Annotated in this window: 20 protein-coding genes; 16 read left to right on the plus strand and 4 right to left on the minus strand. The window is 43.8% G+C overall.

Going from position 1 to position 24,728, the window contains the following annotated elements:
* Positions 1-215: 215 nt before the first annotated feature.
* The gene (gene asd / locus H3V00_RS09765) at positions 216-1,331 is read right to left on the minus strand and encodes an aspartate-semialdehyde dehydrogenase (protein ID WP_198207864.1); all 1,116 of its coding nucleotides are present in this window, start codon (positions 1,329-1,331) and stop codon (positions 216-218) included.
* 247 nt (positions 1,332-1,578) lie between these two features.
* Here asd and murJ point away from each other — a divergent pair, with 247 nt between their 5' ends.
* The gene (gene murJ / locus H3V00_RS09770; RefSeq protein ID WP_078474503.1) at positions 1,579-3,117 is read left to right on the plus strand and encodes a murein biosynthesis integral membrane protein MurJ; all 1,539 of its coding nucleotides are present in this window, start codon (positions 1,579-1,581) and stop codon (positions 3,115-3,117) included.
* A gap of 45 nt (positions 3,118-3,162) precedes the next feature.
* Here murJ and H3V00_RS09775 read toward each other — a convergent pair whose 3' ends face one another.
* The gene (locus H3V00_RS09775) at positions 3,163-3,471 is read right to left on the minus strand and encodes a chorismate mutase (RefSeq protein ID WP_100126016.1); all 309 of its coding nucleotides are present in this window, start codon (positions 3,469-3,471) and stop codon (positions 3,163-3,165) included.
* Between the two features lie 430 nt (positions 3,472-3,901).
* On the opposite strand from H3V00_RS09775, the gene H3V00_RS09780 reads away from it, so the two are divergent.
* From H3V00_RS09780 to proB, 15 genes are all read left to right on the plus strand, one after another.
* Positions 3,902-4,258 (plus strand): NADH-quinone oxidoreductase subunit A, encoded by a 357-nt coding sequence (locus tag H3V00_RS09780; RefSeq protein ID WP_025329722.1) that lies wholly within the window; start codon positions 3,902-3,904, stop codon positions 4,256-4,258.
* The gene (locus H3V00_RS09785; RefSeq protein WP_025329723.1) at positions 4,249-4,728 is read left to right on the plus strand and encodes an NADH-quinone oxidoreductase subunit B family protein; all 480 of its coding nucleotides are present in this window, start codon (positions 4,249-4,251) and stop codon (positions 4,726-4,728) included. Before H3V00_RS09780 ends, H3V00_RS09785 begins: the two co-directional genes overlap by 10 nt.
* 13 nt (positions 4,729-4,741) lie before the next feature.
* Complete coding sequence (locus tag H3V00_RS09790) at positions 4,742-5,329, plus strand: NADH-quinone oxidoreductase subunit C (RefSeq protein ID WP_084552676.1); 588 nt, start codon at positions 4,742-4,744, stop codon at positions 5,327-5,329.
* Positions 5,322-6,575: an NADH-quinone oxidoreductase subunit D gene (locus tag H3V00_RS09795; protein WP_198207866.1), complete on the plus strand. Its 1,254-nt coding sequence runs from the start codon at positions 5,322-5,324 to the stop codon at positions 6,573-6,575. Before H3V00_RS09790 ends, H3V00_RS09795 begins: the two co-directional genes overlap by 8 nt.
* Positions 6,575-7,048 (plus strand): NADH-quinone oxidoreductase subunit NuoE, encoded by a 474-nt coding sequence (gene nuoE / locus H3V00_RS09800; RefSeq protein WP_110413742.1) that lies wholly within the window; start codon positions 6,575-6,577, stop codon positions 7,046-7,048. Before H3V00_RS09795 ends, nuoE begins: the two co-directional genes overlap by 1 nt.
* Positions 7,048-8,343 (plus strand): NADH-quinone oxidoreductase subunit NuoF, encoded by a 1,296-nt coding sequence (gene nuoF, locus H3V00_RS09805; RefSeq protein ID WP_025329727.1) that lies wholly within the window; start codon positions 7,048-7,050, stop codon positions 8,341-8,343. Before nuoE ends, nuoF begins: the two co-directional genes overlap by 1 nt.
* A gap of 32 nt (positions 8,344-8,375) precedes the next feature.
* On the plus strand, positions 8,376-10,628 hold the full coding sequence (gene nuoG, locus H3V00_RS09810) for an NADH-quinone oxidoreductase subunit NuoG (RefSeq protein WP_198207868.1): 2,253 nt from the start codon (positions 8,376-8,378) through the stop codon (positions 10,626-10,628).
* Positions 10,629-10,630: 2 nt separating this feature from the next.
* A complete protein-coding gene (nuoH, locus tag H3V00_RS09815; protein WP_084547581.1) occupies positions 10,631-11,680 on the plus strand; it encodes an NADH-quinone oxidoreductase subunit NuoH in 1,050 nt (349 codons plus the stop codon).
* 18 nt (positions 11,681-11,698) lie between these two features.
* Positions 11,699-12,178 carry an NADH-quinone oxidoreductase subunit NuoI gene (nuoI, locus tag H3V00_RS09820; RefSeq protein ID WP_025329730.1) on the plus strand — a complete coding sequence of 160 codons (480 nt, stop codon included), beginning with the start codon at positions 11,699-11,701 and terminating at the stop codon, positions 12,176-12,178.
* 9 nt (positions 12,179-12,187) lie between these two features.
* Positions 12,188-12,844 carry an NADH-quinone oxidoreductase subunit J gene (locus H3V00_RS09825; RefSeq protein ID WP_198207870.1) on the plus strand — a complete coding sequence of 219 codons (657 nt, stop codon included), beginning with the start codon at positions 12,188-12,190 and terminating at the stop codon, positions 12,842-12,844.
* Positions 12,841-13,146 carry an NADH-quinone oxidoreductase subunit NuoK gene (gene nuoK, locus H3V00_RS09830; RefSeq protein WP_025329732.1) on the plus strand — a complete coding sequence of 102 codons (306 nt, stop codon included), beginning with the start codon at positions 12,841-12,843 and terminating at the stop codon, positions 13,144-13,146. Before H3V00_RS09825 ends, nuoK begins: the two co-directional genes overlap by 4 nt.
* 26 nt (positions 13,147-13,172) lie before the next feature.
* Positions 13,173-15,197: an NADH-quinone oxidoreductase subunit L gene (gene nuoL, locus H3V00_RS09835; protein WP_198207872.1), complete on the plus strand. Its 2,025-nt coding sequence runs from the start codon at positions 13,173-13,175 to the stop codon at positions 15,195-15,197.
* Between the two features lie 37 nt (positions 15,198-15,234).
* A complete protein-coding gene (locus tag H3V00_RS09840; RefSeq protein ID WP_037391929.1) occupies positions 15,235-16,728 on the plus strand; it encodes an NADH-quinone oxidoreductase subunit M in 1,494 nt (497 codons plus the stop codon).
* A 10-nt stretch (positions 16,729-16,738) separates the two neighbouring features.
* Positions 16,739-18,181 (plus strand): NADH-quinone oxidoreductase subunit NuoN, encoded by a 1,443-nt coding sequence (nuoN, locus tag H3V00_RS09845; RefSeq protein WP_084552668.1) that lies wholly within the window; start codon positions 16,739-16,741, stop codon positions 18,179-18,181.
* Between the two features lie 129 nt (positions 18,182-18,310).
* Positions 18,311-19,444: a glutamate 5-kinase gene (gene proB, locus H3V00_RS09850; RefSeq protein ID WP_084552669.1), complete on the plus strand. Its 1,134-nt coding sequence runs from the start codon at positions 18,311-18,313 to the stop codon at positions 19,442-19,444.
* A 307-nt stretch (positions 19,445-19,751) separates the two neighbouring features.
* Here the strand turns inward: proB and H3V00_RS09855 are convergent, their stop codons facing one another.
* Both H3V00_RS09855 and H3V00_RS09860 read right to left on the minus strand, forming a co-directional pair.
* Positions 19,752-20,177, minus strand: a complete 426-nt coding sequence (locus H3V00_RS09855; protein ID WP_198207874.1) for a hypothetical protein — start codon at positions 20,175-20,177, stop codon at positions 19,752-19,754.
* Positions 20,178-20,585: 408 nt separating this feature from the next.
* Entirely contained in the window at positions 20,586-24,104 is a 3,519-nt protein-coding gene (locus H3V00_RS09860) for an autotransporter outer membrane beta-barrel domain-containing protein (RefSeq protein ID WP_198207904.1), read from the minus strand.
* Positions 24,105-24,728: the final 624 nt, after the last annotated feature.

Below are 24,728 nucleotides of genomic sequence, written 5' to 3' on the forward strand. Positions count from 1 at the left end.
AAACCATTTGTCATAATTAGCAGCCGGTCTGTGTCAGCAGAGCGGCTGATTTTTTTCGTTTAAATTCTTAATATGGGGCATGAGCGGATTTAAGGTTTACAGACAGGTAATTAAACAGGACAGTTAATCATTTAACTGTCCTGTTCGGATAATACTATGATGATGTCGCAAGTAATCAGGCGGTAGAGGCTGCCTGTCAGGTTTTTGCTGAAGATTTATCTGTTTTGTAAAACGATTTGTAGCATACGCCGGATAGGTTCTGCGGCACCCCATAAAAGCTGGTCACCTACGGTGAAGGCACTGATATATTCTCCACCCATGCCCATTTTGCGGATGCGCCCTACTGGTACAGTTAATGTGCCAGTTACTGCTGCGGGTGTCAGCTCATGCATAGATGCAGTTTTTTCATTAGGTACAACTTTTACCCAGTCATTGGCAGCAGCAAGAATTTTCTCAATTTCAGCTACGGGTAAATCCTGTTTCAGTTTTAAGGTGAGTGCCTGACTGTGGCAGCGCATTGCACCGACACGGACACACAAGCCGTCGATAACGATTGGCTGTGCACTGCGACCTAAAATTTTATTGGTTTCTACAGCACCTTTCCATTCTTCTTTAGACTGACCGTTACCCAGATCAGCATCAATCCATGGAATCAGACTGCCGGCAAGAGGAACGCCGAACTGGGCCTGCGGATATGCTTCGCTGCGTAAAAAATCGGCAACTTTTCGGTCTATGGCTAAAATAGCACTGGCCGGATCGGCCAGTTCTGAACTAACCTGATTTTCAATGGCACCCATTGCACTAATCAGTTCACGCATATTCTGGGCGCCGGCGCCGGATGCTGCCTGATAGGTCATGCTGGTAGCCCATTCCACTAAATCCTGTTCAAACAGGCCGCCCAGAGCCATTAGCATCAGTGACACTGTACAATTACCGCCGACAAAATCTTTGATGCCGTTTGACAGGGCGCTATCAATCACTGCGCGGTTCACCGGATCAAGTACGATAACTGCTTTATCGCTCATGCGCAGAGTGGATGCAGCATCAATCCAATATCCCTGCCAGCCCTGATCCCGCAGCGGCTGGTGGATTGCTTTGGTATAGTCGCCACCCTGACAGGTAACGATAATATCCATTTGAGCCAGAGCATCCAGATTACGGGCATCCAGCAGTGTTTTTGCTGTCTGGCCAAAATCAGGTGCGGCTGCACCGGCTGCTGATGTCGTGAAAAAATACGCATCTGCAATAGTTTGAAAATCATTTTCTTCCTGCATGCGCTGCATTAATACTGAACCTACCATACCGCGCCAGCCAACAAAACCTACTTTCACCGGGTGCTCCTTAAAACAATTCAATTTAATTAAAATTTCTGTTGCCAGATACCAGAATACTATCCGGTCTTTTAACCATAATCACGGCTGTTTGTAAACAGATAATTACCATTCTGGTAAATTTCAGGCTGTACAGCTTATCTTTTGCCGGATTTATAGTGTCAATTCAATACTGTTATCCCATTATATAGAATCGGCTGACATTCCGGTGTACACTTTCGCCTTTGTTTTTTTATTGGCATTTCTGATGAATTTACTGCGTACTCTGGCTAAAGTCAGCAGCATGACTATGCTGTCGCGTGTTCTGGGTTTCATCCGCGATACCATTATTGCCCGCAGTTTTGGTGCGGGGATGGCTACTGATGCTTTTTTTGTGGCATTTAAACTGCCTAATCTGTTACGGCGTATTTTTGCAGAAGGCGCATTTTCACAGGCTTTTGTACCGATACTGGCTGAGTACAGGGAAACACGATCACCAGAAGCTACCCGGGCTTTTGTGCAGCATGTGGCCGGACTGCTTTCATTTGTTCTGATTATTGTAACGGCGATTGGAATCCTGGCCGCACCTGTTGTGATTTATATTTCTGCTCCCGGTTTTCAGCAGGATGCTGATAAATTTGCTCTGTCGGTACAACTATTACGGATTACTTTTCCATATATTTTTCTGATATCGCTGTCTTCACTGGTTGGCAGTATTCTGAATACTTATCATCAGTTTATTGTTCCAGCCTTTACACCGACTTTTCTGAATATCTCCTTTATCGTATTTGCTCTGTGGCTGGCACCTTACTTTCATCCTCCGGTTCTGGCGCTGGCCTGGGCAGTATTTGTGGGCGGATTATTACAGTTGCTGTATCAGCTGCCTTATTTATTTAAACTGGGTTTTCTGACTATGCCCAGACTCAATTTTAAGGACAAAGCAGTTAACCGGGTACTCAGGCAAATGGCACCGGCTATTCTGGGGGTATCGGTAGCGCAAATATCGCTGGTGATAAACACGATTTTTGCTTCTTATTTGCAATCCGGTTCAGTATCCTGGATGTATTATGCTGACCGTCTGATGGAATTACCGACTGGTGTGCTTGGTGTGGCACTGGGAACCATTCTTTTGCCCACTTTGTCTAAACACTCAGCTACTAATGATATAGCCAGCTTTTCTGCATTGCTGGACTGGGGATTACGCCTGTGCATGCTGTTAACTTTACCGGCAGCAGTGGGTATGGCTGTGCTGTCATTTCCTCTGGTGGCAACTTTATTTATGTACCGGCAGTTTAATGAGTATGATGCAATAATGACTCAGGGTGCGCTTATCGCTTATGCTGTTGGTTTGATTGGTCTGATTCTGATTAAAGTACTTGCACCGGGATTTTATGCGCGCCAGAACATTAAAACGCCGGTAAAAATTGCTATTTTTACTTTATGTATGACTCAGCTGATGAATTTGCTGTTTATCTGGAAGTTGCATCACGTCGGGCTGGCTCTGGCTATCAGCCTTGGCGCCTGTATTAATGCCGGATTACTGTTTACTCTGTTACGGCGACAGAAATTGTATACCCCCAGCCCCGGCTGGCTGCGTTTTCTATTGCGTCTGACGGTGGCTCTTGTTGTTATGGGTCTGGGGTTATGGTTATTACAGCATTGGCTGCCGTTTAACTGGCACAGTAGCGGGTTGGCAAAAGTAGGGCAATTAAGTATTTTGATTGTTACCGGTATTATTTTATATTTCGGATCACTATTTGCTCTGGGTTTCCGCGTACGCGATTTCCGGCGGGCTGAAGCAGAATAGTGGTATTTCAGCCTCATAACGAAAATGAAAAGAATTCATGCAAATTTATTTGTGTTCAAATTCTTTTAATTCTTCTGCGATAAAATATTTCACCAGTTCGCAAAACAGGGACTTGATTACATCTCCGTTCAGTCCCTGCTCATCTGCCCATTGTTTGCGTTTTTCAAGCATGCTGTTAAAACGCTCATTCGCTTGTACGTCTTTAGCATTCATTTTAAATTTACTGGCCGCTTTGACATATTCAAAGCGGGCGGAAAGTAACTGGATTACCGCATAATCAATATGATCTATTTCTGTACGAATGTCATTTATGCTGTGGCAGTCCTCAGGTTTATATATTTGATTATATGTCATTGTATTTATTAATTTTTATTTCCATGATATCTGTATTGTAAAACTGATATAAGTGGTAGTACAGTTAAAAAATGATAATTTTACAAATTAATATTATTATTAAATATATGATAAATTAAATTATTTAAATATATGAAATGTAATATTTTATTATGCTAATTATTTTAACCCAAAAGCATAAATTGCTTTAATGAGTATAACTGACCGAAATAAATGAAAAAATCCATGATTGACTTTTGCTGTTTTCTGGTTACAAAAATATGAGAAACCAAACGTAATACTGAATAAATGCTAATGAGAATAATTCTCAATATCCTATTGAAAACATTATTTTTTTATTTTCTTTTAATGTAATACGCGCTTTTAATAACGTTCGAAATTAGTTACAATATATCAATTTTACCAATATTTGCATAAGGTCAGCGCAGTTATGTTGGCGAATTATTTCCCCATATTAATATTTGTTCTGGTTGGCTTTGCCGCTGGTGTTCTGTTTATCTCTCTCGGTTTACTGCTAGGACCGAACCGGCCATACAAAATGAAACAGGAACCGTTTGAGTGCGGTTTCGAAGCTTTTGAAAATGCACGAATGAAATTCGACGTGCGTTACTATCTGGTAGCCATTTTATTCATCCTGTTTGACCTTGAAGTTGCCTTTATGGTGCCCTGGGCAGTTGTGTTTAAAGAGCTGGGCGCATACGGATTCTGGTCAATGATGGTGTTTTTGCTGATTCTGGTTATCGGCTTTATTTATGAATGGAAAAAAGGCGCTCTGGAATGGGAATAGAAGGCGTTTTAAAAAAAGGATTTGTCACAACCACTGCCGATACCGTACTCAATTATGTGCGTACCGGTTCGTTGTGGCCGGCTACTTTTGGTCTGGCCTGTTGTGCCGTAGAGATGATGCAAGCTGGTGCTGCCCGTTATGACCTTGACCGCTTTGGTATTATTTTCCGCCCGTCACCGCGTCAGGCCGATCTGATGATTGTTGCCGGTACGCTGTGCAATAAAATGGCTCCCGCTTTGCGGCGTGTTTATGACCAGATGGCCGAACCGCGCTGGGTACTGTCTATGGGTTCCTGTGCCAATGGCGGCGGTTATTATCATTACTCTTATTCTGTGGTTCGGGGCTGTGACCGGATTGTACCGGTTGACGTATATGTACCGGGCTGTCCGCCAACTGCTGAAGCGCTGGTATACGGACTATTGCAGTTGCAGCTGAAAATTAAACGTACCGCCACTATCGCGCGTGTATGAAAGTGAGGGAAATATGGCAGATTTGGCAATACTGAAAGCCGTGTGCGAAGCCACTTTCGGCGATAAGGTACGTTACTGTCTTGACCGTGGTGAGCTGACACTGGATTGTGCAGCAGCTGATTATCATCAGCTTATGCAAACGCTGCGTGACCACAATGAATTGAAATTTGAAACACTCATTGATCTGTGCGGAGTCGATTACCAGAGCTATAAAAATGAGCCATGGGAAGGTAAGCGTTTTGCTGTAGTCAGTCATCTGCTGTCAGTAGCCAATAACTGGCGTGTGCGTGTGCGTGTCTGGGCTGAGGCTGAAGATTTTCCTACAGTAGATTCTGTTGTTGATATCTATAACGGAGCCAACTGGTATGAGCGTGAAGCATTCGATATGTTTGGCATCCTGTTTAACAACCATCCTGATTTGCGCCGTATTCTGACTGATTACGGCTTTGTCGGTCATCCGTTTCGCAAAGATTTCCCTGTTTCCGGCTATGTTGAAATGCGTTATGACGAGGCCGAAGGCCGCGTAATTTATCAGCCGGTAACGATTGAACCGCGTGAAATTACACCGCGCGTGGTGAGAGAGGAGCAGTACGGTGTCTAAGTTACGCAATTACACCATTAACTTCGGGCCGCAGCATCCGGCAGCACACGGCGTATTGCGCCTGATTCTGGAAATGGACGGTGAAAATATCGTTCGTGCCGATCCGCATATCGGTCTGTTGCACCGCGGCACAGAAAAACTGGCTGAATCACGCACCTATTTGCAGGCATTGCCATATATGGATCGTCTGGATTACGTGTCCATGATGTGTAATGAGCAGGCATACTGTCTGTCAGTGGAGCGCTTGCTGAATATCGAAGTGCCGGTTCGCGCTCAGTATATCCGTGTGATGTTTGCTGAAATTACCCGTATTCTTAATCATCTGATGGGTGTCGGTTCTCATGCGCTGGATATTGGTGCCATGACGGTATTTCTCTATGCTTTCCGCGAGCGGGAAGATTTGATGGATATCTATGAGGCGGTATCAGGTGCGCGCATGCATGCAGCTTATTTCCGCCCGGGTGGTGTATACCGGGATTTACCGGATTTCATGCCTAAATACGAATCCAGTAAATACCGTAATGCCAAAGTTCTGCAAAAACTGAATGCCAGCCGTGAAGGTACCTTGCTGGACTTCATTGAAGACTTTACCAACCGCTTTCCCGCCTGTGTGGATGAATATGAAAATCTGCTCACGGATAACCGTATCTGGAAGCAGCGTACAGTCGGTATTGGTGTGATATCCCCGGAGCGTGCTCTGCAAAAAGGATTTACCGGTGTGATGCTGCGCGGTTCCGGTATTGAGTGGGATGTACGTAAGAAACAGCCTTATGATGCTTATGCTCAGGTAGATTTTGATATTCCGGTAGGGATTAATGGTGACTGCTATGACCGTTATCTGTGCCGTATTCATGAAATGCGTCAAGCCAACCGTATTATCCGTCAGTGTGTTGACTGGCTTAAAGCCAATCCTGGTCCGGTAATTATTGATGACCATACTGTGGCTCCGCCGCACCGTACCGCTATGAAAGACGGGATGGAAGAGTTAATCCATCACTTTAAGCTGTTTACCGAAGGTATGCATGTACCTGAGGGTGAAGTTTATGTGCCTACCGAGCATCCTAAAGGCGAGTTCGGGGTATATCTGATTTCTGATGGTGCCAATAAACCTTACCGGATGAAGATTCGTGCTCCGGGGTTTGCTCATTTGCAAGGGATGGATGAAATGGCACGTGGTCACATGCTGGCTGATGTGGTGGCTATTATTGGTACACAGGATATCGTATTCGGGGAGGTGGATAGATAATGTTGTCCCCTAACAGCTTAAAACAAATTGATATAGAACTGGCAAAATATCCGGCCGATCAGCGCCGTAGTGCCATTATGTCTGCCTTGCGTATTGCGCAGACCGAGCTGGGCTGGCTTCAGCCGGAAACTATTGAAGAAATAGCTGATTATATTGGCATTCCGCCGGCGCAGGCATTAGAAGTTGCTACTTTTTATAATATGTATAACCTGAAACCAGTAGGTAAATATAAACTTACTGTGTGTACAAATCTGCCCTGCGCCCTGCGTGGCGGAGTAAATGCAGGTGAGTATCTGCAAAAACGTCTGGGTATCCGCTATGGTGAAACCACAGCCGATGGTAAATATACTCTGGTTGAAGGCGAATGTATGGGTGCCTGTGGTGATGCGCCGGTAATATTAGTCAATAATCATAAAATGTGTAGCTTTATGAGCGAAGAAGCCATTGAAGCAAAACTGGCGGAGTTGAACTAATGGCAATGTACCAGAATGGCGTGATTTTTGATCAGGTTGATACTTCAGACCCTAATTGCTGGACACTGGAAGCTTATATTGCCCGCGGCGGATATCAGGCATTGAAAAAAATTATCAGCGAAAATGTATCGCAGGATGATGTAATTGCCGAGCTTAAAACTTCCGGTCTGCGCGGTCGTGGCGGTGCCGGTTTTCCTACCGGGCTGAAATGGAGCTTTATGCCCCGTTCTTTTCCGGGTACCAAATATATCGTGTGTAATACGGATGAGGGTGAACCGGGTACATTCAAAGACCGCGATATCATCGACTACAATCCGCATGCCCTGATTGAAGGCATGATTATCGGCGGCTACGCTATGGGCGCTGCTGTCGGCTATAACTATATACACGGCGAAATCTTCGAGAGTTATCTGCGTTTTGAAACAGCTTTACAGCAGGCGCGCGAAGCAGGATTACTCGGACAAAATATTCTGGGCAGTAATTTCAGCTTTGAGTTGCATGCTCATCATGGTTATGGTGCCTATATCTGTGGTGAAGAAACTGCTTTATTAGAGTCTTTGGAAGGCAAAAAAGGGCAACCGCGTTTCAAACCGCCGTTTCCGGCTTCATATGGTTTATATGGTAAGCCGACAACTGTTAACAATACTGAAACTTTTTCTTCTGTACCGTTCATTATCCGCGACGGCGGTCAGCTGTTTGCTGATAAAGGTATCCCCAATAATGGTGGTACCAAGCTCTTTTCAGTATCCGGTCACGTAGAACGCCCGGGTAACTATGAAATTCCGCTGGGTACACCGTTTAAGGATTTGCTGGAAATGTGCGGTGGCATGCGAAATGGCAAAAAACTTAAGGCGGTTATTCCCGGAGGTTCTTCTGCACCGGTATTACCGGCAGACATCATGATGGAACTAACCATGGATTATGATGCCATAGCCAAGGCAGGTTCTATGCTGGGTTCCGGTGCGGTCATTGTCATGGATGAAGATGTATGCATGGTCAGAGCACTGGAACGACTGAGCTATTTCTATTTTGAAGAATCATGCGGGCAATGTACGCCGTGCCGTGAAGGAACCGGCTGGCTGTATCGCATTATTCACCGTATTACCTCCGGCAAAGGCCGGCCGGAGGATCTGGATTTGCTGGAATCACTGGGTAGTAATATTTCCGGACGTACCATCTGTGCACTGGCAGATGCGGCTGTTATGCCGATACAGGGCTTTATGAAACATTTCCGCCCCGAATTTGAGCACTACATCGAACACGGCAAACCCATGAAAGAACATCGCTGGTGCTAAGGCACTATCTGCTTAGTTAGGATTGCGAACCTATGTTACAAATTCAAATTGACGGTAAACAACTTTCTGTCGAGCAGGGCAGTACGGTGATAGAAGCCGCCCATAAGGCCGGTACATTCATTCCGCACTTTTGCTATCACAAAAAATTGTCCATCGCCGCCAACTGTCGTATGTGTCTGGTTGAGGTGGAAAAATCACGCAAGCCATTACCTGCCTGTGCTACGCCGGTCACCGATGGTATGGTTGTTAAAACCAATTCGCCCATGACTAAAGATGCCCAGAAAGGGGTAATGGAATTCCTGCTGATTAACCATCCGCTGGACTGTCCTATTTGTGATCAGGGTGGTGAATGCCTGTTGCAGGATTTGTCAATGGGCTATGGTAAAGGTGCCAGCCGTTATACTGAGGCCAAACATGCTGTAGCCGGTAAAGAAATGGGGCCACTGGTTTCTGCTGCTGAAATGAGCCGCTGTATTCACTGTACCCGCTGTATCCGCTTTACTGAAGAAATTGCCGGTAAGCAGGAGCTGGCCATGATGAATCGTGGTGAATGCTCTGAAATTACACCGTTTAACGGTAAAACACTGGAAACCGAGTTGTCTGGCAACGTGATTGATTTGTGTCCGGTGGGCGCACTAACCAGCAAACCATTTCGTTATGACAGCCGTTCATGGGAATTAAGCCGGCGTAAATCTGTGTCTGCTCACGATGCACTGGGCAGTAATCTGATTGTGCAAACTAAAGACCATACCGTGCGCCGGGTATTGCCACTTGAAAACGAAGCCATCAATGAGTGCTGGCTCAGTGACCGTGACCGTTTTGCCTATGCAGGTTTGTATCAGCAGCGTTTAACTCAGCCGCAAATTAAACAGGACAACCAGTGGCATACGGTTGACTGGCAAACTGCGCTGGATTATGTGGCTAAAGGTTTGCATGGTGTCAGCCATGATTTCGGTACCGATGCAATTGGTATGTGGGTCAATCCGGCCAATACTGTTGAAGAAATGTACCTGACCCGTAAACTGGCTAATGCGCTGGGCATAAATGCCGTTGACAGTCGTCTGCGTCAGCTTGATGAACGTTTTGGTGCTGCTACTAAAGGCGCCCAGTGGCTGGGACAGAGTATTGAACAGCTGGCAGAAAATGAGGTGATTTTGCTGGTTGGCGCACGCTTACGGCAGGAACAGCCCTTATTAACAGCCCGTATCCGTCAGGCGGCTAAAAACGGAACTAAAGTAGCAGTGGTGGCTGCTGCTGATGAAGAGTTGTTCATGCCATTACTGGCACAGCTTAGTCTGCATCCTTATCAATGGATTGACTGGCTTAGTGATGCGCTTAACAGCGAAGTAGGTCAGGCCTTATTAAAAGCTGAAAAAGCCAGCATTATTCTGGGTGCAGATGTTTTGAACCATCCTGATGCAGCGGCAGTTTATGCAGCCGCACAGGATCTGGCTGAAGCTACCGACAGTATACTGGGCGTATTGCCGCAGGCGGCCAATAGTATTGGTGCTGAAATCGTAGGCATGGCTGCCGGTAAAGCAGAAAATACCATTGCTGCACAAATTAAGCAGCCTAAACAGGCAGTAATGCTGCTCAATGTTGAACCGGATATGGATGTAGCCAACGGAGCTGCGGCCATTGCAGCCCTGAAACAGGCTCAGACAGTAATGGCATTCACTGCTTACGACAGTGACGTCTTGCGTGAAGTTGCAGACGTATTATTGCCAATTACGCCATTTACAGAAACCTCAGGCAGTTTTATCAGCATGGAAGGGCGATTACAGTCTTTTCATGGTGTTGTACAGGCCTACAGAGAAGCCAGACCTTTATGGAAGGTATTACGCGTACTGGGTAATGTACTGGAATTACCGGGCTTTGAATATGAAAATACCCAGCAGATTTTGGCTGATGCGGTTACCAAAGATCAGATACCGGCTTTGCTGAACAATCGTATTCAACCAGTCGCTACCAGTGATCCCGATATCAGTTTGGTACGTGTTGGCGGCGTTAGTCTGTACGCAACTGATGCGATTGTGCGCCGTTCCGAACCCTTACAGAGTACAGTTCATGCCGCAGTTCCGGCTGCACGTGCCAATAGTATGACACTGGCTCGGTTTGGTTTGATTAATGGTGATACTGCACAGGCTAAACAAGGCAATAGTACCGTATCGATTACCATCACTACGGATGATAACTTGCCGGAAAATGTACTGTTTTTGCCATTACATCAAAGTAACTGGCAATTAGGCGCTTTATTGACCACTGTTGAATTGAGTAAAGGATAATCATGCAAGCGTGGTTTCAACACTTACTGGGCAACGACTTCGGTTTATTGGTGTCTGTCATCGTCAAGATTGTCATCATCATGCTGCCGCTGATTATTACCGTAGCCTATCTGACTTATTTCGAACGTAAAGTTATCGGTTATATGCAGCTGCGGGTTGGTCCGAATGTTACCGGACCGTATGGCTTAATCCAGCCGTTTGCCGATGTATTAAAACTGCTGTTCAAGGAAGTTACCCGTCCGTCACAGGCTAATAAGGCACTGTTCTATATCGGACCGATGATGTCACTGATGCCGGCTTTTGCTGCCTGGGCAGTTATCCCGTTTAGTGAAACATGGTTTCTTACCCGAATTAATGCCGGTTTACTTTATATTCTGATGATTACTTCACTGTCTGTGTATGGTGTCATCATTGCCGGCTGGGCTTCCAATTCTAAATATGCTTTTCTCGGTGCCATGCGAGCTTCTGCGCAAACTATTTCCTATGAAATTGCCATGGGATTTGCGCTGATTGGTGTGATTATGGTTTCCGGAAGTATGGACTTTCATGACATTGTGATGTCTCAGGCAAAAGGTTATGCCGGTGGTTCCATTTTCTCATGGAACTGGCTGCCTTTATTTCCGCTGTTTGTGGTGTATCTGATTTCAGCTGTGGCCGAAACTAACCGTGCGCCATTTGACGTAGCCGAAGGTGAGTCGGAAATTGTTGCCGGTTTCCATGTAGAGTATTCCGGTTTTGCTTTCGCGTTATTCTTTCTGGCCGAATACATTTTCATGATTCTGGTGGCTGCTCTGACGGCTCTGCTGTTCTTTGGCGGCTGGTTATCTCCCTTTCCGCAAAGCTGGGGTTTCATTGGTACCCCGAGTGTATTGTGGATGTTTCTGAAAATGGCACTGGTGTTGTACTTTTATCTATGGATACGTGCAACATTCCCGCGTTACCGCTATGACCAGATTATGCGTCTTGGCTGGAAAGTATTGATTCCGGTAACCATTGTGGCAGTAATTGTATTGGGTTTGTGGATGATTTCACCCCTGAATTTATGGCATTAAGCAGGGAAAGGCTCTGATATGGCAAATATAATTAAAACCTTTCTGATGACCGAGTTACTTTCGGGTATGAAAGTAACTCTGAAAAACTTCTTTGCGCGCAAGGAAACCATATATTTTCCTGAAGAAAAAACCCCGCAATCAGTTCGCTTTCGTGGTTTGCATGCACAACGACGTTATCCCAATGGTGAAGAACGCTGTATTGCCTGCAAACTGTGTGAAGCTGTCTGTCCGGCCATGGCAATCAATATAGAATCTGAAAAACGTGAGGACGGTACACGCAGAACCACACGCTACGATATTGATCTGACTAAATGTATTTTCTGTGGTTTCTGTGAGGAAGCTTGCCCGGTTGATGCTATTGTTGAAACTCGGATTTTCGAATATCACGGTGAAAAACGCGGTGATTTATATTTCACTAAACCCATGTTGCTGGCTATTGGCGATCGCTATGAAGAAGATATCGCTAAATGCAAAGCCGCAGATGCACCATATCGTTAAGAGGTGGTCATGAATTTACCATTAATTCTGTTTTATGTATTTGCCGCCGTGATTTTGTTTGGCGCGATAAATACAGTTATTGCCAAAAATCCGGTACATGCGGTTTTGTTTCTGGTTCTGACATTCTGTGCCAGTGCCATGATGTGGATTCTGATGCAGGCTGAATTTCTCGGCATTGTATTGGTAGTGGTGTATGTGGGTGCGGTAATGGTACTGTTCCTGTTTGTCATCATGATGCTCAATATTGATGTTGAGCAGATGCGTGCCGGCTTCTGGCGGCATGCACCTGTTGCAGCACTGGTGGGTATCCTGACTGCTGCCTTACTGATTGTTATTCTGGTAAATCCTCAGCTGCATCTGGCGAGTCTGGGTAAGGATTCTCCGCTGCCTGCAGACTACAGCAATGTGCATGATCTGGGGATGCAGATTTACACTACCTATCTGTTACCGTTTGAACTGGCGGCTGTATTGCTGGTGCTGGGGATGGTGGCCGCAATAGCTCTGGTTCACCGGCAGACATACAATTCTCGTCGTACCAATCCGGCCGAACAGGTTAAAGTACAGGCAAAAGATCGTTTCCGTATGGTGAAAATGCAGCCTGAAATCACTGCACCGGTCACTGAAGAAGCAAGTAAAGAAGCAACTGAAGGGGAGCAGAAAGCATGATTACCTTAACCCATTATCTGGTGCTCAGCGCAATACTGTTTGCTATTTCTGCCATGGGTATATTTATGAACCGCAAAAACGTGCTCGTATTACTGATGTCAATCGAGCTAATGCTGTTAGCGGTAAATTTTAACTTTGTGGCTTTTTCCCGTTATCTCGGCGACACCGCCGGACAGATTTTCGTCTTTTTTATTCTGACAGTTGCTGCGGCAGAATCTGCTATTGGTCTGGCAATTATGGTTCTGATTTTCCGTAACCGTCAGAGCATTAATGTACAGGATCTGGATAGTCTCAAAGGCTAATAGGTGAGAGGAACGAGAGAAAAATTATGAGTGTTTATCTGATTATTGCTTTGGCTCCGCTCATCGGTTCATTACTGGCCGGTTTATGCGGTAAGCTGATCGGACGTAAGGGTGCGCATAGCGTTACCATAGCAGGCGTAGCCGTTTCGGCAGTACTGTCTGTCTGGGTACTCTATGGTTTTATGACCGGAACCCGTCAGCCCTTTGATGAAAATGTGTATACATGGCTGACCATGGGCGGTCTGGACTTCTCAGTAGGGTTTCTGATTGATACCCTTACTGCCACTATGCTGGTGATTGTGACCAGTGTATCGCTGATGGTGCATATTTATACTATCGGCTACATGAGTGATGATGACGGCTATCAGCGCTTTTTCAGCTATATCTCACTGTTTACTTTCTCCATGCTGATGCTGGTAATGAGTAATAACTTCATTCAGTTGTTCTTCGGCTGGGAGGCTGTAGGGCTGGTGTCTTACCTGCTGATTGGTTTTTACTTTAAACGTGACAGTGCTATTTTTGCCAATCTGAAAGCATTTCTGGTTAATCGTGTCGGCGACTTCGGTTTTGTACTCGGTATTGGTCTGGTACTGGCTTATTTCGGTGGCAGCCTTCGCTATGCTGATGTTTTCCAGCATATTGATCAGATTAAAAATGCCACTATCGAACTGATTCCAGGTCATCCGTGGTCTTTGATTACTGTTACCTGCATTTTGCTGTTTGTAGGCGCAATGGGTAAATCGGCACAGTTTCCGTTGCATGTCTGGTTACCGGATTCAATGGAAGGTCCGACACCGATTTCAGCTCTGATTCATGCGGCAACCATGGTAACAGCCGGTATTTTCATGGTATCCCGTATGTCACCCCTGTATGAGTTGTCTGATACTGCTCTGGGTGTGATTATGGTATCAGGTACTATTACTGCGCTGTTTATGGGCTTTCTGGGTATGATTCAGAATGACATCAAACGGGTGATTGCTTATTCAACCTTGTCACAGTTAGGTTATATGACGGTAGCCTTGGGTGCCTCTGCCTATAATATTGCTGTTTTCCATGTCATGACCCATGCTTTCTTCAAAGCACTGTTATTTCTGGCCGCCGGTAGTGTGATTATGGGTATGCACCATGATCAGGATATGCGTCATATGGGCGGATTGCGTAAATACATGCCGGTAACATGGATTTGTATGCTAATTGGTTCATTATCGCTGATTGGCACACCATTTTTCTCCGGTTTCTATTCCAAGGATTCAATTATTGAGGCAGTAAAAGCGTCAACGTTGCCATTCAGTAGTGTGGCCTATGTAGCTCTGGTAGCCAGTGTGTTTGTCACCGCATTCTACTCATTCCGATTGTATTTCTTGGTATTTCATGGTGAAGAAAAATGGCGCAAAGCCGAACATAGCGAACATCATCATGCAGAAGAACATCATGGACTGAAACCACAGGATAATCCGCATGAGAGCCCGCTGGTGGTAACCATTCCGCTGATTCTGCTGGCCATCCCTTCAGTATTTGTAGGTATGTGGGCAATGAAGCCGATGCTGTTCAGTGATTTTTATCAGCATGTGATTTTTATTAATAGTGCTGCACATCCTGCACTGGCATCCGTAGAAGAAGAGTACCACGGCATATTTGCCATGGCTCTGCACAGTCTGACAACTCCTGTGTTATGGCTGGTGATTGCCGGTGTTGTACTGGCGTGGTTCTTCTATATGAAAAAACCACAGATTCCGGCCAGAATTGCTGCATCTATACGTCCGGTTTATACCCTGCTGGATAATAAATACTATCTGGATACTATTTACTATAACGTGTTTGCCAAAGGCAGCCGTCTGCTGGGAACATTGTTCTGGAAAGTTGGCGACGTTTTCATTATTGATAAATTAATTGTTAATGGTGCTGCACGCGTTGTCGCTGCTGTAGCAGCGCTGATACGGCGAATTCAGACCGGATACATCTATAACTATGCTACAGCAATGGTTGTGGGTGTGTTTGTACTGGTGGCATGGACTTTCTGGCCGTTGCTTAAAACAATGTTTGGCGGTTAATTGCGGGCATTCAACTTGGTATCTTTAGGCTATAAATATGTACGATAACTTACTCAGTTTGGCGATTTGGCTGCCTGTAGTGGCTGGCGTCGCAGTGCTGGCTACCGGCTCAGACAAGCACGCAGGTATAGCCAGAGTGCTGGCCTTAATCGGTGCGCTGGTTTCCTTTCTCATAACCTTACCGCTGTTTTTTAAATTCGACCGTTTAAATGGCGGATTTCAGTTTACAGAATTTCATGTCTGGATTGAGAGTCTCAACATCAACTATGCATTAGGTGTGGATGGATTGTCAGTTCTGTTTGTGATTCTGAACAGTTTTACTACTTTACTGGTTGTTCTGGCCGGCTGGCAGGTAATCCAGAAACGGCCTGCGCAGTATATGGCCGCTTTCCTGATTATGTCAGGACTGATTAATGGCGCATTTGCAGCAATGGATGCCATCGTATTCTATGTATTCTTCGAAGGCATGCTGATTCCGATGTATCTGATTATCGGTATCTGGGGTGGTCCGAGACGGGTATATGCATCAATCAAATTCTTTCTGTATACCTTAATGGGTTCATTACTGATGCTGGTTGGTTTTGTCTATCTGTCTAATCAGACCGGCAGTTTTTCTATTGAAGCATGGCACAATATCAAGCACCTTGCGATGACGGCGCAAATTCTGCTGTTTATCGCTTTCTTCCTGTCTTTTGCGGTTAAAGTGCCGATGTGGCCGGTGCATACATGGTTGCCGGATGCTCACGTAGAAGCGCCGACCGGTGGTTCAATGGTACTGGCGGCGATTACTCTGAAAATAGGTGGTTACGGATTCCTGCGCTTTATTCTGCCTATTTTACCGGATGCAGCACGTTATATTGCGCCGGTAATCATCGTGCTTAGTCTGGTGGCGGTAATTTACATCGGTATGGTGGCACTGGTACAAACTGATATGAAAAAACTGGTGGCGTACTCTTCCATCAGCCATATGGGATTTGTCACTTTAGGCTTTTTCCTGTTTACCGGCGGCTATCTGAATGACTGGGCCTTTAAAGGTGCCATTATGCAGATGATTTCGCACGGTTTTGTTTCAGCCGCTATGTTTATGAGTATCGGTGTGATGTATGACCGGATGCACACCCGCGATATTTCAGCTTACGGCGGTGTTGTAAACAGTATGCCGGTATTTGCTTCTTTCATGCTGTTCTTTGCTATGGCTAATGCCGGTTTGCCCGGTACATCAGGATTTGTAGGCGAATTTATGGTCATTGTCGGTGCAGTGAAAACCAATTTCTGGGTTGGTGCACTGGCGGCGTTAACCCTGATTTATGGTGCAGCATATACCTTGTGGATGTTTAAACGGGTTGTTTTTGGTGCCATCAAAAATCCGGAAGTTGCGCAATTAAAAGATGTAAACAAACGCGAACTGCTAATTTTGGTGATTCTGGCTGTAGCGGTACTGGGATTTGGTTTGTATCCGGAACCATTTATCGCTGTCGTGCATCAAGCAGCAAATGATTTGATAGTCCAAGCGGCACAAAGCAAACTGTAAGGAAATGTGAATGAACTGGACAGATTTAACAATATTTCCCGCTGCACCGGATATGGTGCTGACTGTAGTACTGTTTACAGTATTGCTGGTGGACTTATGGCTTAATGACCGACAACGCTGGATAACCTGTACCCTGTCAGTTATCGGTCTGATACTGACCGCCGCGGTACAGTGTCTGGTATGGAAAGAACAGCCGCAATATGCTTTCCATGATATGTTTGTACTGGACGGCATGGCTCAACTGGCCAAGTTATGCATGTATGTACTGGTTATTGTCTTGTTTATTTACAGCCAGACTTATCTGCGTGCTAAACATATTTATCAGGGTGAATTCTATACGCTAACCCTGTTTGCACTGCTGGGCATGAATATTATGGTTTCAGCCAGCCACTTCCTGACTTTATATGTCGGGCTGGAGCTGCTTTCGCTGGCGCTTTATGCTTTGATTGCCCTGCAGCGCGATAGTGGCCGTGCTGCTGAAGCCGCATTGAAATATTTTGTGCTTGGTGCACTGGCCTCAGGTTTACTGTTATACGGTATTTCACTGATATACGGCGCAACAGGTACATTACAGTTGCAGCAGGTGCTTGCTGCCAGCCAGGAAACAACCAATCCGTGGTTATTGAAACTCGGGCTGGTATTTATTGTTGCCGGTATTGTATTTAAACTGGGTGGTGTACCATTTCATATGTGGGTGCCGGATGTGTATCAGGGTGCGCCGACTGCAGTTGCTGCACTGGTGGGTACAGCACCGAAAATTGCAGCCACAGTCTTCGCTTTCCGTATCCTGGTTTACGGTCTGCTGACTCAGTGGGAAAGCTGGCGTGAATTACTGTTACTGCTAGGTATCGCCTCGCTGTTTGTGGGTAATCTGGCTGCTATCATGCAAACCAACATTAAACGTATGCTTGGTTTTTCAACAGTAGCCCATATGGGTTTCATTATGCTGGCTCTTCTGTCTGGCCAGTCTGGCTGTGCTGCGGCTATGTATTATGCAATAACCTATGCTTTAATGGCCTCTGTAGCGTTTGCTATTCTGGTTCTGCTCTCCGGCAAGGATATTGAATGCCAGAATATCAGTGATCTTGCCGGTCTGAACCAGAAAAATGCATGGTATGCATTTTTAATGCTGCTGGCGATGTTTTCAATGGCCGGTATTCCGCCATTGATGGGCTTTTATGCCAAGCTGGCCGTTATTAAAGCGTTATTGGCCAGCGGCTATCTGTGGGTTTCTGTGTATGCAGTAATAATGTCGCTGATTGGTGCTTTCTATTATCTGCGTGTGGTTAAAACCATCTATTTCGATAATCCGGATTCTGTTGCCGAACCAGTATTCAATATGACTTTTCTCGGTAAAATCGTTTTATCTGTTAACGGTTTATTATTGCTGTTATGGGGTATTTTGCCTGATGGTGTAATGAACTGGTGTGTACAGGCATTACTGCATAGTTAATCTGAATTTAGTCCTTCAACAGCAGCCACTACGGCTGCTGTTTTTATAACAGCCGTACACACTTATCAAAACAAATGCGCACAGGTAAAATAACTATTCAACCGTTGACATAACAACTGCATAATAAGCATGAATAACTCAGAATTTGATATCCGCCAGACTGAATGTGTGGTAGTAAAAGTAGGTTCCAGTCTGGTGACCAATGGCGGGCATGGGGTAGATCAGAATATCCTGAATAACTGGGCACAGCAGATTGCGCAATTACGTGCGAATGGTATTCAGGTAGTACTGGTATCCAGTGGTGCTATTGCAGAAGGTATGAAACGGCTGGGCTGGCAGGTACGTCCCAAAGCAATTAATGAATTACAGGCTGCCGCCGCAGTGGGGCAAATGGGACTGGCTCAGGCATATGAGATTGCGTTTGAATCACTGCATATCCGGACAGCACAGATTCTGCTGACACATGATGACTTGAGTCACCGTACCCGCTATTTAAATGCCCGTAGTACTATCCGCACTCTGCTGGAGCAGGGAGTAGTACCGATTATTAATGAAAATGATACTGTTACCATTGATGAAATCAAACTTGGCGATAATGATACCCTTGGTGCTCTGGTAACTAACCTGATTGAAGCTGATGTACTGATTATTCTGACAGATCAGAATGGTCTGTATGACAGAGATCCGCGTAAGCATACTGAAGCCAGACTGATTCATAAAATTGCTGCCAATCATCCAGACCTGGAAAGTATGGCCGGCGGAGCAGGCAGCAGCGTGGGCACCGGAGGTATGTATACCAAAGTACTGGCTGCAAGACGGGCTGCTTTAAGCGGTGCTGCAACCTGTATCGCCAACGGGTATGCTGAAAATGTATTAGTCCGGTTACTGGAAGGCGCACAAACGGGTACTTTATTTACCCCGGCCGGTAGCCGGTTGAGCGCACGCCAGCAATGGTTACTTGGGCAGGTACAACTGGCTGGTAAGCTAACCGTTGATGAGGGTGCAGAACAGGCACTGAAAACACAGCACTCCAGTCTGCTGGCTATCGGTTGTGTTGCTGTCAGTGGTCATTTTGATCGTGGCGCATTAGTGGCAGTATGTAATCAGGCCGGTAAAGAAATTGCCCGCGGACTGGTTAATTATAATGATCATGAAATTGGGCGTTTATTGCGGCAGCCGTCTCAGGCTATAGAAGAATTATTGGGCTATGTGGCAGAACAGGAACTGATTCATCGGGATAATATGGTATTACGCCGTGACTGAAGCAGATATTGAAAAATTCTGCCAAATCCGATAAAGAAGATAATATTTACTAGCAGGCTGTAAGCTTAAACAGCAACCAATCTAAGATGTAGTATAGGGCAATTTGTTTTTAATAAAACAGATTAAAGTAGCCTGATAAATACATATACCGTCATTAAATTTGTCTGTGTTATCAGAAAGTGCCGTTTTCAATATCATGTAAATTTATGCATATCTGAACACAATCTGCCATGTAAATAGATTGCCACTATATAGGTAGAAAATATCTTCTCAGGCTATGGGTGCTGCGTTTATCATTATGGTGCGATCATGACATGACATAATCATAATAACAAATGTCTCCAGTTTTTGAATCAATAATTTTCATGTAACCACCTGTAAGTATTTCTCCTGTTGTGAAAAAACTAGGTTTTTCTATTAACACCACTTTACCCACGAGCTGATCTTTCCAATGTAAATATCCATCTTTAGTAATTTTATAATTCTTATCGTCAAGTCCAATGATACCGTATTTGCAGGAACATTTTAATTTCGGTTCTCCAGAATGTGACTCACACCTATCGGGTCGCCAGGCAAACTTCACTAATATATTCTGATAAGTTGTATCATACAAATAATGTTTGGCAAATTTCCAGGCACATGTCAAAGGAAGAAATAAAATAAAAGCCATAAGCAGGATATAAAATAACTTTTTTATAATATACTTTTTTCTGTTAAATTTTTGTTTATTCATCTAGATTGGTAAATTATTGTCAAATAGATAATATATCATTAATAAAAAATTATTAGTCATAACTACCATCAAAATTAATGTAGTGTTGCGCCTGATCAACTAAACCGGTGCTGATTTTATTAGTGCTATAAATAAATTATTTAGAATAAATTCATACTAACCAATTAATTTTTTCTTTCTACACTAAAAGAAAATCAGCGGATGCTGAAATTATGAGCTAGGAATTAATATTAAATCCGGAATAATGCATAATATTGAATTGTTTTAAGTAATATAAAATGAAAAAGATGGTATTCCTGCATATTGGTTATTCTGCATATTTCAGAATAACCAATATGATTGTATTGTTTTTTACAAAGAAAAAGATTCAGTTTGGAAATAATTACCAGTTTCTTTATTTATTGCGCTTTACCAGTTAATCTTTAATCCAACAGAACCATTTACCGGTGCTTTGGTATGTACATCACCACCATTAGACCATGTATGGCCGATTTCACCATAAACTTTTATTTTGTTTGTAATATCGTAAGTACCGCCAATTGCCAGCTCAGTGCTGGCATGAGAGGCACCGGCATTTAATCTGGTTGTGGCTACATTAGTAACGTAACTGGTATGGTCGGCACCATCAGGTGAGTAAAAGAAATTTACCCGGGCATAGGGTCGCAGACTTCCTTTATTCAGTTGATAGCTGCCTTCGAGTCTTCCGCCAAGGCGGAAGAGCCAGGCATTATTGTGTCCGTGACTGACTGTAGTACGTCCGCTGATATCAGAATCATTTAAATCTAGCCACTGATGAATAATCTGAGCCTGCGGTTCAAGCTTCCAGTTGCTGCTGCCCAGAGTAAACGGCTGACCTATTTCTACTGAAGCCGTAACGCCATGACCTTTCTGTTTGCCGGTCGGATTGTTATCCGGTTTAATATCGACATGATGGCGGGCACCCTGTATTACAAAATCTGCATAAGCACCATTTTCACGGGTGTAATTACCATATGCGCCGATAAAGTAAGATTTGGTTGTGTTTTTACCTGCTCTGGTATCAATACCGCTGGTAAAGCCGTCGACATCGAGATTGCCCTGCAGATAGCCGACATATCCACCGGCACGCCAGCCATTGTTGCTCCAGATATCACTGCCCAGTTGTAAACCGGCATAATTACCGGTAGTACGGGCATTGGCCGGCCCGTTTTGCTGAGTATCAGTACGGCTGGCAATCACTCTGCCCCAGCTCATACGTTCATCAGGCAGAGGAGTGGAACCGATACGCTGATGCATATTAGCGAGCATAAGGCTGTCAGCGTGTCGTAACTGAGAGGCAACTGCGGCAAATAATGGTACTTCTTTACGGTATAGTGGTCTGAGTTTTGATGGTTTAGTTGTCGTACCACTATCACCAGAGTTGCCGTTACCGGAGTTGTTACCACCGGAGTTGTTACCACCAGAGTTATTGCCGCCGGAGTTATCGCCACCGGAGTTATCGCCACCGGAATTATCATCACCAGGGTCTGTTTGCTTTTGAGAGCGTAAATACCAGTTATTCCCGTTTTGCTGCAAATCACCTTTAAACAAATGGTATTCATATGCACCTCTGTCTAAATGATCGCCTTCCAGTGCAAAAGCATCCCCAGTACTGTTACCGTTAACTTGGACTAATTCAATGCCATTAGTATTTCCGGTATCGCCGCCAAGACCATCAATGCTTGCAAACCTGATGGTGGTTTTACCTGTCACATTACCCTGAACAGTCAGTTTATCGGCAGTATTGTCAGCAATGCTGTCATTATCTTTTAAAGCAGAATTAAGTTTCAGATCCAGAGTCAGTTTACCGCCATTACCCTGATAATTTCCGTTAATCGTTAAATTGTCTCCGGTGAAATTACTATGGAGATTAATATTGCCTGAGTTAAACACATCGCCATTAATCTGTGCCTGTCTTAGAGAGTCGATAAGATTGACTGTGGTACCATTCCCGATATTAAGCTGATTAGTATTCAAATCTCCGCTCAGGCTGAGGGTACTGTTTTGAGCCAGATTTATTTTTTCCCAGTTACGAATAGCAATATTTCCAGCAATACCATTATTATTACCCGTGGTAGAACCAGTCAGAGACTGATTAATATTCAGTATATCAGTCATTCCGTCATTACTGCTGGTATCGTCCCCGCCATCGACTACAGTAATATTACTGATAATGGCTCCGCGATTGATAGAAAGAGTGTCACTACCGTTACCCAGATCAATACTCCCGATGACGTTTGAACCGCTATTCAGCGTAACATTGGCATTACCATCACCATCACGAATAGCCCGACCAGAAGTTGCTGAAACACTGGTACCGGTATTAAGGGTAATAGTTGTTGTACTGTTTGGTTTATCCAGAACAACAATACCTGCTTCCGTACCTCCGCTTATTTGATTGGCCAGGGTAAGTGTAGTACTACCTGAACCAGAATTGTGTATCTCAATTGCGCTGATTCCTCCGCTAATTCTTCCATCTAACTGAGTAATTTTGACATCCGTGGCCTGTTCTCCGTTTTCAGCCCAGATTCCATATCCGTTTGTAGCTGTAATTGATCCGTTAGAAATAATTTCTGTTGCACCATACGCATGATTCATTGCATAAATACCGTTAGTTCCGGCATTGATATCCGCTGATTCAATATTTAATCCCGTAGCCTGGTTTGCATTTACTACACTGATACCGGTATTACGGGTTGCTGTTACGGATGTCTTATTGTGGATTGTAGTTGCGCCTGTACCATTATTGGTTGCATATATGCCATTATCAGCACCTGATATAGCATGAGTATTAATAGTCAGGTCTTTTGTATTATTGCCATTATTAACAAAGATTCCGTTACCAGATGTAGCGGAAATATTACCTTCAGATGTAATTTCAGTAGAATCTGTACCAGAATTGATAGCGAAAATACCGGTATTTGTACCTTGAACACTTTTACTGATAACAGTTAATTTCTCACCATGATTTTCTGTATAAATACCATTACCATTATTTGCATATACATCGCTGTTAGTGGTAATGGTTGTAGAACCTTTACCACTATTGTATGCATAAATACCGTTGGTATTGCCTTTTACGGTATCTTTGGTTGTAATAGCTATGTTTTTGGCTGATACATTCGCATTATTAACCCAGATAGCATCGGTAGTGCCTGATTCAATAACTTGGTTAACGATAAGTGTCGCTGATCCTGTACCATTGTTGTATGCGTAAATGCCATGTGCCTTACCAATAACAGCTCCGGTAGTAATAAATAAATCTTTTGCTGCAGTATTATTCATAGCATAAATGGCATCATCATTATCAGATATAATGGTGCCATTAGCTGTTATTTGTGTGGAACCGCTGCCTCCGTTATAAATGCTAATACCTTTGCGCTGTTTGCTATGAATAGAGGCTGTTGAAAGTTTAGCATCGGTGCCTGCATTATTAATATAAATACCACTGACAGAGTCAGATAACATATCTTGGGTGGCATTAATGATAATCGCACCTGTCTGGCTATTATTTGTTGCATCAATATTGGTGATGTTTTTATTGTTTGCGTTTACGGTTAAATTTCCTGCGCCATTTTGATTAACGATGGTAAGTGTCTGATTTAATTCATCGGTAGATGTATTGATAGTCTGACTGGAAGGATCCCGGTTTTCAATACGGTTATTGCTGATAGTGGTATCCGCATATGTACTGATACCAGGTGTATTTGACCTGAATGTTGTACAAAATTTGCTGTTTTGAAACGAAAGTGGACATTGTGCGTAAGTCAGACCAGAGGTTGCTATGCCGATACCTATAATGCTTACCAGCCTGAGCTGTGCTGCTTTACCCACTTTACGGGCTAGTTCTGAGGTAACAACATATGCCTGTACTTGTGCACTCCAGATAAGTTTGTAGATTTTATTCATATTGATAAAATAGTCAGGTTAAAAAATAATAATGCTTTAGTTACAGCAATTAGTTACACAATCATTTAATCGGACATTAAGAAATAAGACATATCCAGTATTAATTCGACAATAAAAAATCAATTAAGTCAAAAATTTAACTATTTGATAGTTAATAAAAAAATGTTATTATTTGTTAGTTATATAAATAATAATAATGATTAAATAAAATAAAAAAATTAGGATTTCTATGAGGTATGGCAGATAACTGAAGCCTTAGTCTGATATTTTATGTTTATGGTATATTTATCTATATTAATATATTTGTTGAAATGTATGTTTTAGTAAGCAGATTTGGGAGTAAATAGTTATATTTTATGAATATGGAATTAGATTAAAATAATAATCAGGTAATTTAAATCTTTGATTTGTTGTAAATTGGTTTCAAAAGTATCTGCAGTATTTTTAATAACGTTATCGTTATACCCGTAGAACAACGTAACCGGTTACATATTATTTAATAAATGCAGACGGCTGAAGATTTATAGTAAACTGATTGAGAAAATCATACTATTAATCACGATAAATCAAAATTTATTAATTACTGATGTTCATAATAAGAAATTAAATGGTGGAGTTTGCTCA

Source organism: Snodgrassella sp. W6238H11, assembly GCF_016100525.1.
GTDB lineage: Bacteria > Pseudomonadota > Gammaproteobacteria > Burkholderiales > Neisseriaceae > Snodgrassella > Snodgrassella alvi.

Bases quoted from the DNA above. Each gene is read 5' to 3' on its own strand.
- nuoN (WP_084552668.1), top strand. From the start codon at position 16,739: ATGAACTGGACAGATTTAACAATATTTCCCGCTGCACCGGATATGGTG.
- H3V00_RS09855 (WP_198207874.1), bottom strand. From the start codon at position 20,177: ATGAATAAACAAAAATTTAACAGAAAAAAGTATATTATAAAAAAGTTA.
- nuoE (WP_110413742.1), top strand. From the start codon at position 6,575: ATGTTGTCCCCTAACAGCTTAAAACAAATTGATATAGAACTGGCAAAA.
- nuoF (WP_025329727.1), top strand. From the start codon at position 7,048: ATGGCAATGTACCAGAATGGCGTGATTTTTGATCAGGTTGATACTTCA.
- nuoI (WP_025329730.1), top strand. From the start codon at position 11,699: ATGGCAAATATAATTAAAACCTTTCTGATGACCGAGTTACTTTCGGGT.
- H3V00_RS09860 (WP_198207904.1), bottom strand. From the start codon at position 24,104: ATGAATAAAATCTACAAACTTATCTGGAGTGCACAAGTACAGGCATAT.
- murJ (WP_078474503.1), top strand. From the start codon at position 1,579: ATGAATTTACTGCGTACTCTGGCTAAAGTCAGCAGCATGACTATGCTG.
- nuoK (WP_025329732.1), top strand. From the start codon at position 12,841: ATGATTACCTTAACCCATTATCTGGTGCTCAGCGCAATACTGTTTGCT.
- H3V00_RS09775 (WP_100126016.1), bottom strand. From the start codon at position 3,471: ATGACATATAATCAAATATATAAACCTGAGGACTGCCACAGCATAAAT.
- H3V00_RS09780 (WP_025329722.1), top strand. From the start codon at position 3,902: ATGTTGGCGAATTATTTCCCCATATTAATATTTGTTCTGGTTGGCTTT.
- H3V00_RS09785 (WP_025329723.1), top strand. From the start codon at position 4,249: ATGGGAATAGAAGGCGTTTTAAAAAAAGGATTTGTCACAACCACTGCC.
- H3V00_RS09790 (WP_084552676.1), top strand. From the start codon at position 4,742: ATGGCAGATTTGGCAATACTGAAAGCCGTGTGCGAAGCCACTTTCGGC.
- proB (WP_084552669.1), top strand. From the start codon at position 18,311: ATGAATAACTCAGAATTTGATATCCGCCAGACTGAATGTGTGGTAGTA.
- nuoH (WP_084547581.1), top strand. From the start codon at position 10,631: ATGCAAGCGTGGTTTCAACACTTACTGGGCAACGACTTCGGTTTATTG.
- nuoL (WP_198207872.1), top strand. From the start codon at position 13,173: ATGAGTGTTTATCTGATTATTGCTTTGGCTCCGCTCATCGGTTCATTA.
- H3V00_RS09825 (WP_198207870.1), top strand. From the start codon at position 12,188: ATGAATTTACCATTAATTCTGTTTTATGTATTTGCCGCCGTGATTTTG.
- nuoG (WP_198207868.1), top strand. From the start codon at position 8,376: ATGTTACAAATTCAAATTGACGGTAAACAACTTTCTGTCGAGCAGGGC.
- H3V00_RS09840 (WP_037391929.1), top strand. From the start codon at position 15,235: ATGTACGATAACTTACTCAGTTTGGCGATTTGGCTGCCTGTAGTGGCT.